Below are 12,387 nucleotides of genomic sequence, written 5' to 3' on the forward strand. Positions count from 1 at the left end.
GGAATGGTGAACGTTTGCGGCATGGCGTCATCATCCGAGGAGTGGGTTGAATCGTCCGAATGGCTAAGGCCGAATGGTTGCGGTGGCAAACGGTGCGACGCGCCCACGCCGCATGACGCGACGCGACGGCCGTGCCAGCCTTGCAGTCCGATATTGCATTAGTCAATGCCCTGGACGGCCCGACTGTCCATACCGGAGCTCATTCTCGGCTGTGTCCCCCGAATTACCGACTGGGCAGGCGACGGGCGGCATGGCAGGGTCGATCCGTGGCAGAAACGGATGCCCCGGCCCACGGTCCGGCCGCCGAACGGGTGGACCTTCTATTGATCAAGGCCGCCGCCTGCCTGCGTGCTGTCCAGCTCGTGGTCCGGATCCCGGTTCCGTTCATCGGCGGCCTGCAGACGTACCGGTATCCCGGTCTGGTGATCGTGGGCTACCTGCTGACGGTGGCCTGGACCGTGGTGTTCTTTACGCGGGCCCTGCAGGCACGGCGGATGGATCCGACGTGGGTCTACGCCGATGTGGCGGTGGCGATGCTCGGCCTGCTGCTGATCCCTGCGGCCTGCGTCAACTCCTGCGCCACCGGGTGGCAGCACTGGGTCCTGCCCCCGGCCATGGGTGCGGCGATCGTCGTCGCCGGCTTCGCTCCGGCCTGGGTCGCGGCGACGGGAGTCGGTCTACTGGTCGGCGCCTACCTGGTCGGATCGGTCCGTCAGTTGGCCGCCGGTCCGGAGGCGTTCGGCCCGGTGGTCGTCACCGTGCTGTCCATGGTGGCCTTCGCGGTGCTGGCCGCGGTGGTCGCCGGGCACCTGCGCGCCGATGGCCGGCAACTGGACGCCGCGACCGGCGCCGCGCTCGCCGCCGGCGCGCGCGAAGCGGCCGCGCAGGCCCGGTTCGACGAGCGGACCCGGCAGTACGACGTGCTGCACCGCACGGTGCTGACGACCCTGAGCATCATCGCCCGGGGCCGCCTCGATCACCGTGCGGCTGAGGTCCGGGCACTCGCTCAGCGCGACGCGGACTACCTGCGTGGTCTGATCACCGCCGCCAACGGTGGCCCGATGACGAGTCTGGCGAGCGCCCTGGCCGGCGTCGTCCGCGACAAGCAGGCGCTCGGCCTCCAGGTGCACTCGCAGTTCCACGAGTTGACTGACCTTCCCGCCGACGTGGAGGAGTCCCTCACCAATGCGGCCCGGGAGGCACTGACCAACGTCGCCAAGCACGCCGGAACGGGTGAGGCGTGGCTGACCGCGGTCGGCGACGACGGCGGCGTGGTGCTCAGGATCGTCGACCGGGGTCGTGGTTTCCATCCGGACACCGTGCCGCCCGGTCGGGGGATGCTGCGCGAGCTGCGGCACTGCGTGATCGAGGTGGGCGGCGAGGTGTCCATCGACTCCGCGCCCGATCAGGGCACGATGGTGGAGGTTTCGTGGTGTCGGTGATCGAGGTCGGTGCCATCGACAATGACCAGATGCTGCTGGAGGGCATGTCAGCCTGGATCAGTCGGCTGTCCGACATCGAGCTGAGTACGCTCGCGGCCTCGGTGGAGGAATATCTGGCGGTCCCGGCACCGCCACGGATCGTGATCCTCGACCTCAACCTGGAGAATTTCACCGACCCGGCCGCCAACGTTCGTCAGCTCGTCGACGCCGGGCACGCCGTCATCGTGGTGTCGGTCATCCCGGACCCGGTGTACATCGCCGGCACCACCGAGGCCGGTGCGGTCGCGTACGTTCCGAAGGCCAACAACCTGAGCGTCCTGGCCGACGTCATCAGGAGCGTCGCCGCCGGGGAGACGCCGATGACTATCGAGCAGGCGTTCTGGCTGGGGCGCGACGCCCGGCCGGAACGGCCGCAGCTCTCCGCCCGCGAGCGGGAGGTGCTCATCGCGTACGGCAGCGGACGAACGGTCGAGGCGGTTGGTCGCGGGTTGGGCATAGCTCCCGGTACAGTGCGGACCTACCTCGACCGGATCAAGGAAAAATACGCCCGCGCGGGTCGTCCGATCGAGCATCGGGTGCAGTTTCTCGAACGCGTACGCGAAGACGGCTTCGGCCGGGAACGTCTTCCGCCGCCATAGCACCCGAGCGTGCGGGAAGATAACGCGGAACCGGCGTCTCGCATTCGGGCTACGTCTCGACTGGCCAAATCCCGAGGATGCCGTTCGGATGGGAAAGTGAGGCCGAATCGCACCGGCAAATGTGTCGAGTTTGCGACAGTCCCGGCCGTTTGGTGGGTACGCAAACCGCTGGCGACGCAAAAGCGGTTCGCCGACTGATGGCGAATGTCGACCGGGGGAGAGGGCGTGACCTGACCGCTGAACGGGATCGTGTCGGCCGGGCACGGCTGCTCGCTGGCGGCCCGGGCCTGGCGACGGGGAGGTCCCATCGGTACGGCACCGGCCGCGAACGGCTGCCGCGCCGCCAGCAGACCGCCCGGATGGCGAGACCCGTGCGTAGGTCGGGGCCGACGTCGGTCATACGCTGGCACCCGGAAGATGGACGTGGCGCATCGCTCTGGTCAGCGACGCGACCGCGCCGTTGCGACTCAGGGCTGGGTAGTGCATGCGCGTCATTCCGGGTAGGACTCCGAAGTACATGGTCATCCGCGACGACCTGATCAAGCGGATCGGCAGGGGCGAGTTCGCTCCCGGCGACGCGCTGCCCGGCCAGCGACACCTGAGCGAGGAGTACGGCGTCAGCCTCATGACGCTGCGGCAGGCTCTGGACGAGCTCTGTGACCGGGGATTGGTGGAGCAGTTTCCGGGCAAGGGCACCTACGTCCGGGCGATGCCGGTCCCGTACTCGATGGGCAATCTGCGCAGCCTCGCCGACGACCTGCGCGCCCGCGGCATCGAGGTGCTGACCCGGGTGCTCGGCCGCAAGACGGTCACGGTGCCCGACGATGTCGCCAAGCGGTTGGGCATTCCGGCGGGCGACGAGGTGCTCCGGCTCGAGCGGATCCGGGTCGTCCGGGGCGCTCCGCTGATTCATCAGGTGTCCTACCTCCCGCAGCCGTTCGGCGGCCTGCTCCGGGACGTCGACTTCGAGAAGAACGAGCTGTACGCCGTGCTCGCCGAGCGGGCCGGCGCGGTGGCCGTGCAGGCCGAGGAGACGATCTCACCGGTGCTGATGCCCGAGCGCATCGGCCACCTGCTCGGACTACCCGAAGGCGTTCCGGCGATGCGGAGCGAGCGGATCACTCGCGACGCCGACCGACGCCCGCTGGTTGTCGACGTCGCCATCCTCGCGGGAAACAGCGTGGTGATCATGAATATTCGTGAGGTCAGCGGTCATCAGGTCAGCTACGCGGTCGGCGACGGCACCGGGCTGTCCGGGGTGGGCAGCTCACCGCAGGGCTGACGGGAGCGGTGACGGACCACCCGCACGCTCACCGAAACTGTTCTAGAACTATTTCCAGCAGATCTAGAACACCGGCCCTCCGCCCTGCTATACAGATCTCGTCGTTCTAGAACTGTGAGGTGATGTGTCGTGGACCAACTCCTACGCTCCGCCCGCCCAGTCGCCCAGGTCGACCCCCGTCGGCCCTCGGGGCTCGGCAGGTTCGGTGACTACGGTGGACGCTTCGTGCCGGAGTCGCTCGTTCCGGCCTGTGTCGAGGTCGAGCGGGCCTTCGTCGAAGCCTGGACGGATCCGCTGTTCCGGGGCGAACTCAACCACCTGCTCTCCGTCTACGTCGGCCGGCCGACGCCACTGACGCCTGCGGCGCGACTCTCCGCGGAGTTGGGCGTCAACCTGTTGCTCAAGCGGGAGGACCTCACCCACACCGGATCCCACAAGATCAACAACGTGCTGGGTCAGGCGCTGCTGGCGCGGCGGATGGGTAAGCGGCGACTGATCGCCGAGACCGGCGCGGGCCAGCACGGCGTGGCCACCGCCACCGCCGGTGCCCTGTTCGGCATGCCGACCACAGTCCTGATGGGCGCGAAGGACATCGAACGGCAGCAGCTCAACGTCTTCCGGATGAAGATGCTGGGTGCCGAGGTGGTGCCGGTGACCTCCGGGAGCCGAACCCTCAAGGACTCCTGCAGCGAGGCGCTGCGTCACTGGGTCACCTCCGTCGACGACACCTACTACTGCTTCGGCTCGGTGCTGGGTCCACACCCGTACCCCTGGATGGTCCGCCAGTTCCAGCGGGTGATCGGTGACGAGGCCCGCGCGCAGTGCGCGGCCGACCTCGTCACCGGCACCCCCGACTACGTCGTGGCCTGCGTCGGTGGCGGGTCCAACGCCGCCGGCACGTTCGCCGGCTTCATCGACACGCCGGCCCGGTTGGTCGGTGTCGAGGCGGCCGGTGGTGCCGCGATCAGCGCCGGCACCCCCGGCGTGTTGCACGGCTTCCGCTCCCTGGTGCTGCAGGACCAGCATGGGCAGATCAGCGAGGCCCACTCGATCGCCGCCGGTCTGGACTACCCGGGCGTGGGACCGGAACACGCGTACCTGGCCGAGTCGGGCCGGGCCACCTACGTGACCGTGGACGACGCCGAGGTGCTCGCCGCCACCCACCGGCTGGCCCGCACGGAGGGCATCCTCTGCGCGCTGGAATCCGCGCACGCGGTCGCGTGGGTGATCCGTGCCGTCGGTGACGGCACGGTCCCCCCGGGTTCGACGGTGATGCTCACGCTCTCCGGGCGGGGCGACAAGGACATGGCCACCCTGATGGAGCTGTCGTGAACGCACTGGAGACCCGCACCCGCGCCGCCAAGGCGGCCGGCCGCAAGCTGCTCGTGCCGTACGTGACCGGCGGCGTCACCCGGAACTGGACCGACCTGTTGCGGGCCGCCGTGGACGCCGGCGCCGACGCCATCGAGATTGGCCTCCCGTTCTCCGACCCCATCCTGGACGGACCGGTCGTGCAGGAGTCGTCGCACCGGGCCCTGCTACGGGGCGTCACCACCCGGCAGATCCTCGACGAGGTCACCCGGCTCGCACTGCCCGTGCCGTTGATCGCGTTCACCTACGCCAACCTGGTCCTGCACGGCGGAGCCGACCGCTTCTGTGCCGCGCTCGCCGATGCCGGAGTGGACGGTCTGATCGTGCCGGACCTGCCGGTCGACGAGATGGAGCCGGTCTCCACCGCGGCGGCGGGCAGCAGGGTCGACCTCGCGCTGCTCGCATCCCCGGCGACCACGCCGCAGCGCCTGCACGAGATCGCCACGCGCAGCCGGGGCTTCGTCTACGCGGTCAGTGTCATGGCGCCCACGGGCGAGCAGTCGACGGTGGGCGCGGCCGGCGAACAGGTGGTGAGATCGCTGCGGGAGGCCACGGACCTGCCCCTGGTCCTCGGGTTCGGGATCTCCGGCCCGCAGCAGGCGGCCGAGGCCGCCGGGTACGCCGACGGTGTCGCGGTGGGCTCGGCGCTCATGCGTCGCGTGCTCAACGGGGCCCAGGCGGCGGAACTCGGTGTCTTTCTGACCCAGCTCCGGACGGCGCTGGACGAGACCGGCCGGTGACGGCCCGCCCCCGGGCGGTGCGAACGACTCCTGTTGCCCGATGATCGGTGCATGAGCGCGGCTACCTGGCGGGTGGCGGGTCGGACACTTCCCGGCCCGAAGATGCTGGCACTGTGGATGCTGGTGACCGTGCCGGCGCCGCTGGTCTTCTTCGAGTGGACACACCGCTGGGAAGAGGACCCGGGGGTCTCAGCAGCGGTGTGGTGGATCGTCGGGGCGGTGCCCGTGCTCGCCGCCATGGTGGCGGCCCGGTGGACCGGGGCCGCCGCCCCGCGCCGCGGCGCCTCGGCCCCGGTGGCCGCCGTGGTGGCGGCAGCGCTGGTCAGCGCGGTGTTCGTGGCCGCGACGATGGCCGTCTACCGGTGGGTCATCCCGCTCACCGGTGTGGCCCCGTGGCGAGGTCTGGTGATCGCCTGCGTCCCGCTGGTGATCTGCGGCGCGGTGGTCGGCCACCTCCTTGCCCGAGGTCGCCCACGCCGCAGCCACCCGTCGAGGCGACACGGTCTGGTCACGGGCGGGATCACCGTCGTCGTGGGTGCCCTGCTGGCCCAGCTGACGGTGCGGTTGGGGGCCGAGGGCAGCACCGTGCGCTACGGCGAGTGGGAATACGGAGCAGTGGGGCCGTACGCGAGCTCAGCCAGCGAGTCCGTGCACCTGACGTTGCCGGCGGCGGGCCGGTACGCGATCTACGCGGTGGGTTTCGCACCTGCCGATCCGGACTGCGAGGTCACCGGCGCTGGCGCAACCGCCCGGCGGGCGCAGCCGGTGCCGATCCCGCCCGGTGGCTACGGTGGCGACGCGGCCTCCTACGCCTGGGTCGCCACCGTCGACGTGCCCAGCGCCGGTGCCTACTCGCTGTCCTGTCGAATGTCCGACCCGGAGACGTCGTACACGGTCGGGGAGGTCCCGGAGATCCGCGGGGCGGTGGGCGCGCTGATCCACTGGCCACTGACCGTGATCTGGCTGCTCGGCGCCGCCCCCGGTCTCGCGACCATCGCGGCCACCGTCCGGCGACGCGCCGGGCGCCGCCCGGCGCGGGACGCGACCATCGAGGTGTAGCGCGTCCAACGGCGGCGGTGCCGTCGACACCAACCGCTCAGCGGTCGTGACAGCCGACCTGGTCGCCGATGTCCTCCGGGATGCCGAACGGGCTGCACTCGAGTGCGCTGCCTTCGCCGAGCTTCCGCCACCTGCCGTCCGAGTACTCGAACACCAGCACGCCATCGCCCTGCATCCCGGGATCGACAGCGCGAACACCCGCAGTGGCCCACCGGCGTGCGCAGTTGATCTGGTCGGGGTCGATCCGGTGGGTGCTTCCCAGCCCCGACACCCGCTGTAAGGTCGCGGCGCTGACGGGACAGGCGCTCTCGGTGGTGGTCGGTGTCGCCGGGACCGCGCTGCGGCTCGGCGACACGTTGCTGGTCGGCCCCGCGGCGGGGGCGGACGGGGTGGTGGTGCCGGCCCCGGGAGCGGACGGGGTGGTGGTGCAGGCGGCCAGGCCCGCCAGCACGGCGACGGGCACGAGGGCGCGGAGCGCGGTGAGGGGCACGAGGGCGCGGAGCGCGGTGAGGGTCATCGTTCCTCCAGATCGGCAGGGTGGTGATGTCCCTCAACACGTCCTCCGGCGCACTGTGGTTGCGGCCGGTCGGGATTGCTACACGTCGCGTGCTCGTGACGATCCGCGAGCGGACGCTCCCCGTACTCTTAAGGTTCTTTGAAGTTTCGTGGCTCAGCTTGGAAGTTGGCAAAACGGCTCACTAACCTCATCCCGTCCGGATCGTCGCTAGCTTGACGATCCGGGCAAAGTCCCCTGAGGAAGGTTGCCAACGCCAATGAGGCTGTCCCGCCGTACCCTGCTCGGCACCGCGGTGGCCGGCACCGCCGTCTCCGTCGCCGGAGTCTCGTTCGACGCCTACGCGGCCGAACCCGCCGCCGCCGCGGTCAGCCCGTCCGGCGATGTCGTCGGAAAGGTCACCGTCGGCTACCAGGGCTGGTTCACCGGGGCCGGTGACGGGAGCCCGTTGGCGGGTTGGTGGCACTACGGCCAGGACTGGCAGAAGACGCCCTCGCCGGTCAACGAGGCCCTCAAGTCGTGGCCGGACGTGCGCGACTACGAGCGGGTGTACAAGAGCGGATACCAGAACCTGGGCAACGGGCAGCCGGCCTCGCTGTTCTCGTCCTACGACCAGCAGACCGTGGACACCCACTTCCGCTGGATGCAGGAGAACGAGCTGGACACCGCGGCCCTGCAACGCTTCAACCCGGTCGGCGGGGAGGGCCCGATCCGCGACGCCGTCACGATCAAGGTGCGCAACGCCGCCGAGCGGTTCGGGCGCAAGTTCTACATCATGTACGACGTCAGCGGCTGGACGACGATGCAGCAGCAGATCAAGGACGACTGGGTCAACAAGATGAGGGCCTACACGACCTCCCCGGCGTACGCGAGGCAGAACGGCAAACCGGTCGTCGGGATCTGGGGTTTCGGCTTCAACGACGAGAACCACCCGTGGAGCGCTGCGGCCTGCCTCGATGTGATCACCTGGTTCAAGGCGCAGGGCGTGTACGTCATGGGCGGCACGCCGACGCACTGGCGCAACAGCGACGGCACCCAGGACTCGCGGGCCGGATTCGCCGACGTCTACCACGCGTACGACATGATCTCGCCCTGGATGGTGGGCCGGATCGGCGACGAGGCGGGGTCGGACTGGTTCTACACCAACGTCACGCTGCCGGACGTGCGGGACTGCGTGGCGCACGGCATCGACTACCAGCCGTGTGTGTTGCCCGGTGATCTGCAGGAGCGGCAGCGCGCACACGGTGACTTCATGTGGCGACAGTTCTACAACGTGATCCGGGCGGGCGCTCCGGCGATCTACATCTCGATGTTCGACGAGTACAACGAGGGCAACCAGATCGCCAAGACCGCGGAGAGCGCGGCGTTCGTGCCGGTCGGCTCGACGTTCCTGGCGCTGGATGAGGACGGCACGGCCTGCTCGGCGGACTACTACCTACGGCTTGCCGGTGACGGTGGCCGGATGCTCAAGGGCGCGTTGGCGTTGACCGCGAACCGGCCGACCGCCCCGGTGCTCGGTGCGACTCCGCCCACCACCGCGGCCGTCGGCGTCCGCTCCCGCGCCAACGGCCTCTTCGTGGGCGGCTCACCGTTGGTCGCCTCGCTGACCTCCGCGTCGGAGAAGTTCACCGTCGTCGACGCGGGCAGTGGTCTCGTGGCCCTCAGGTCCACCCGGACCGGCAGGTACGTCTGCGCGGAGCAGGCCGGCGCGGCGGCGCTGGTGGCCGACCGGGACGTGGTCGGAGGTTGGGAGGTGTTCACCCAGGTCGCGAACGCGGACGGCAGTGTCAGTTTCCGCAGCAACGCGAACGACAGGTACGTCTGCGCGGACAACGCCGGCGCCGACGCGTTGATCGCGAATCGCACGGCGGTCGGTCCGTGGGAGTCCTTCGACCTCGTGTAGTCGTACCGCGACGCGCTGCGCCGATCTCGCCTGATCGGCGCCCATCATCCGATGTATACAGCGTCGAAGCGCCGCCAGTGGCCTCTTCTCCGCTGCTCCCGCCCTGTCGGGTCGCGTCGGTGCGCTGCCATCCTCCAGCAGAAGCCTGCCGTCGGGTGGGCGGCGAGTGCTGATCTCGTCACCGATCGATCGTTGCCGATTGCGTGGCGCCGGAGTAACCTTCGCGAAACACATCAGATGTCTGCCCGACTCGGGGCTCGACGCTGACCTGCTCCACAAGGTCCTGGTCGGTCCGGGAAGCGGACCCATCGCGGTTACCACAGTTGTCACGCATCGGGGTGGCCGGATCGGTCACCGTTTGGAGGATCGATGTCAGACCTGACCCGACGCCAAGCCCTCAAGATCGGTGCGGCCGGTGCGGGCGGTGCCCTCCTGCCGCTGCCCTGGACGGCCGTAGCGAAAGCGGGCTCGGTGGCGCCGCCGCAGGTGCTGGCCGCCGGTGACCTCGCCCTCTGGTACGACGAGGGCGCCGGCACCGACTGGCTGCGGGCGCTGCCGATCGGCAACGGCCGGCTCGGCGCGATGGTGTTCGGCAACGTCGACACGGAACGACTTCAGCTCAACGAGGACACCGTCTGGGCCGGCGGCCCGCACGACCCCAGCAACACCCGTGGCGCGGCGGCGCTGGCGGAGATCCGGCGGCTGGTCAACGCGAACCAGTGGACCCAGGCCCAGGACCTCATCAACCAGACCATGATGGGCAACCCGGGCGGGCAGTTGGCCTACCAGACCGTCGGCAACCTCCGGCTCGCCTTCGGCTCCGCCAGCGGCGCGTCCCAGCACAACCGGACGCTCGACCTCACCACTGCCACGGCCACGACGTCGTACGTGCTGAACGGCATCCGGTACCAGCGTGAGGTCTTCTCCAGCGCGCCGGACCAGGTCATCGCGATGCGGCTGACCGCCGACCGCAGCAACTCCATCAGCTTTACCGCCACCTTCGACAGCCCGCAGCGCACCACGGTGTCCAGCCCGGACGGCACGACGATCGGCCTCGACGGCATCTCCGGAAACATGGAGGGCGTCACCGGGCAGGTCCGCTTCCTCGCACTGGCCAACGCCACCGTCACCGGCGGCAGCGTGTCCAGTTCCGGCGGCACCCTGCGGGTCACAAACGCCACCAGCGTGACCCTGCTGGTCTCCATCGGCACCAGCTACGTCAACTACCGCAACGTCGGCGGCGACTACCAGGGCATCGCCCGGCAGCGCCTCACCGCCGCGCGGGCCAGCAGCTACGACCAGTTGCGCAGCCGGCACGTGGCCGACTACCAGGCGCTGTTCGGCCGGGTCACCCTCGACCTGGGCCGCACCTCCGCGGCCGACCAGACGACGGATGTCCGGATCGCCCAGCACAACAGCGTCAACGACCCGCAGTTCTCCGCGCTGCTGTTCCAGTTCGGTCGGTACCTGTTGATCTCGTCGTCGAGGCCCGGCACCCAGCCGGCCAACCTCCAGGGCATCTGGAACGATTCGCTGACCCCGTCCTGGGACTCGAAGTACACGATCAACGCCAACCTGCCGATGAACTACTGGCCGGCCAACACCACGAACCTGGCCGAGTGCCACAACCCGGTCTTCGACCTGGTCCGAGACCTCGCCGTCACCGGGACGCGGACCGCCCAGGTGCAGTACGGCGCCGCCAGTGGCTGGGTCACCCACCACAACACCGACGCGTGGCGGGCCACCGCGGTGGTGGACGGCGCGTTCTGGGGCATGTGGCAGACCGGTGGCGCCTGGCTGTCCACGTTGATCTGGGACCACTACCTGTTCAACGGCGACATCGAGTTCCTGCGGACGAACTACCCGGCCATGAAGGGTGCGGCGCAGTTCTTCCTGAACACCCTGGTGACCGAGCCGACCCTCGGTTACCTGGTGACCAACCCGTCGAACTCGCCGGAGCTCAGCCACCACTCGAACGCCAGCGTGTGCGCCGGTCCCACGATGGACAACCAGATCCTGCGGGACCTGTTCGACGCGTGCGCACGCGCGAGCGAGATCCTCGACGTGGACAGCACCTTCCGCGCCCAGGTTCGCGCTACCCGGGACCGCCTCCCACCCATGAAGATCGGCTCGCGCGGCAACATCATGGAGTGGCTCTACGACTGGGTGGAGACCGAGCCCAACCACCGGCACATCTCGCACCTGTACGGGCTGGCGCCCAGCAACCAGATCACCAGGCGGGGCACGCCCCAGCTGTTCGAGGCCGCCCGCCGGACCCTGGCGCTGCGCGGCGACGACGGGACGGGCTGGTCGCTGGCCTGGAAAATCAACTTCTGGGCGCGGATGGAGGAGGGCAAGCGGGCCCACGACCTGATCCGCTATCTGGCCACCACCGCCCGGCTCGCGCCCAACATGTTCGATCTGCACCCGCCGTTCCAGATCGACGGCAACTTCGGCGCCACCGCCGGCATCGCCGAGATGCTGTTGCAGAGCCACGCCGGCGAGTTGCACGTCCTACCCGCGCTGCCGCCGGCCTGGCCGAGTGGGCGGGTGGCCGGCCTGCGGGGTCGGGGCGGGCACACGGTCGACGTCACCTGGAGCAGCGGTCAGGCCACCGAGATCCTCGTCCGACCGGACCGCGCCGGCACCGTCCGCCTGCGCTCCCGGATCCTCACCGGCACCGTCACCGTGGTCGACACCGCCGACGGTACGGCGGCGCGGGTCACCCGGATCGAGTCCGACCTGATCGAGGTCACCGTGCAAGCCGGGCGCACCTACCGGGTCACCAGCACGGGTGTCGCCCTACCGACGCTGGAGCAGAGCTTCAGCAACGTCGGCATCACCAGCGACAGCAACACCAACGTCGGCAACTTCGACGGCGGTGGGGCGTCGCTGTCGGCGCAGGCCCTGGCCGCGGCCGGTGCCAGCCCGGGCGGCACGGTGAGCCGCAACGGCGTCAACTTCCGCTGGCCCAGCGTCAGCTCGGGCACCGCCGACAACGCCATCGCCTCGGGCCAGACAATAGGGGTGACCGGCACGGGCCGGACGCTCGGCTTCCTCCTGACCGGCACCTATGGCGCCCCGTCGGGCACGGGCACGGTGGTCTACGCCGACGGCACCCGCCAGACGTTCACGCTGAGCACGCCCGACTGGTACGGCGGGCCGAGCTCCGCGGGGACCGCCGCGATCGTGTCCGCGTACCAGAACCGGCCCAACAACCAGCGGCAGAACACCGCTGCCTGCATCTACTACGTGGGCGTCACCTTGCAGAGCAAGGCGGTCGCCTCGGTCGTGCTGCCCAACATCAGCGCCCGGCCGGCGACGAACGTATCGACAATGCACATCTTCGCCATCGCCATCGGCGGCTGACGGCGACGGAACCCGCTCGGGGGAGCGCGACCGGGTCCGTCCCCACTGGGGACGGACCCGGTCGCGGGT

9 protein-coding genes are annotated in these 12,387 nt (G+C 69.8%); 8 read left to right on the forward strand and 1 reads right to left on the reverse strand.

The features are described from left to right. Positions 1 to 266 precede the first annotated feature (266 nt). From AB0C25_RS10205 to AB0C25_RS10230, 6 genes are all read left to right on the forward strand, one after another. Positions 267 to 1,442, forward strand: coding sequence for an ATP-binding protein (locus AB0C25_RS10205; RefSeq protein ID WP_357371570.1), 1,176 nt, complete (start codon positions 267 to 269; stop codon positions 1,440 to 1,442). Beyond that, positions 1,430 to 2,080 carry a response regulator transcription factor gene (locus tag AB0C25_RS10210; RefSeq protein WP_357371572.1) on the forward strand — a complete coding sequence of 217 codons (651 nt, stop codon included), beginning with the start codon at positions 1,430 to 1,432 and terminating at the stop codon, positions 2,078 to 2,080. The genes AB0C25_RS10205 and AB0C25_RS10210 overlap by 13 nt, the downstream gene beginning before the upstream one ends. A 484-nt stretch (positions 2,081 to 2,564) precedes the next feature. After that, positions 2,565 to 3,362, forward strand: coding sequence for a GntR family transcriptional regulator (locus tag AB0C25_RS10215; protein WP_357371574.1), 798 nt, complete (start codon positions 2,565 to 2,567; stop codon positions 3,360 to 3,362). A gap of 129 nt (positions 3,363 to 3,491) precedes the next feature. Further along, positions 3,492 to 4,694 (forward strand): tryptophan synthase subunit beta, encoded by a 1,203-nt coding sequence (trpB, locus tag AB0C25_RS10220; RefSeq protein ID WP_357371576.1) that lies wholly within the window; start codon positions 3,492 to 3,494, stop codon positions 4,692 to 4,694. Continuing rightward, positions 4,691 to 5,473: a tryptophan synthase subunit alpha gene (gene trpA / locus AB0C25_RS10225; protein WP_357371578.1), complete on the forward strand. Its 783-nt coding sequence runs from the start codon at positions 4,691 to 4,693 to the stop codon at positions 5,471 to 5,473. Before trpB ends, trpA begins: the two co-directional genes overlap by 4 nt. Before the next feature lie 51 nt (positions 5,474 to 5,524). Then, positions 5,525 to 6,532 (forward strand): hypothetical protein, encoded by a 1,008-nt coding sequence (locus tag AB0C25_RS10230; protein WP_357371580.1) that lies wholly within the window; start codon positions 5,525 to 5,527, stop codon positions 6,530 to 6,532. A gap of 37 nt (positions 6,533 to 6,569) precedes the next feature. Here the strand turns inward: AB0C25_RS10230 and AB0C25_RS10235 are convergent, their stop codons facing one another. Further along, entirely contained in the window at positions 6,570 to 7,049 is a 480-nt protein-coding gene (locus AB0C25_RS10235) for a hypothetical protein (protein WP_357371582.1), read from the reverse strand. 256 nt (positions 7,050 to 7,305) lie between these two features. On the opposite strand from AB0C25_RS10235, the gene AB0C25_RS10240 reads away from it, so the two are divergent. Beyond that, entirely contained in the window at positions 7,306 to 8,949 is a 1,644-nt protein-coding gene (locus AB0C25_RS10240) for a lectin (protein ID WP_357371584.1), read from the forward strand. Positions 8,950 to 9,318: 369 nt separating this feature from the next. Further along, positions 9,319 to 12,318, forward strand: coding sequence for a glycoside hydrolase family 95 protein (locus tag AB0C25_RS10245; RefSeq protein ID WP_357371586.1), 3,000 nt, complete (start codon positions 9,319 to 9,321; stop codon positions 12,316 to 12,318). Positions 12,319 to 12,387 lie beyond the last annotated feature (69 nt).

Origin of the sequence: Micromonospora sp. NPDC048839 (genome assembly GCF_040649915.1) — a bacterium.
Classification (GTDB): Bacteria; Actinomycetota; Actinomycetes; order Mycobacteriales; family Micromonosporaceae; genus Micromonospora.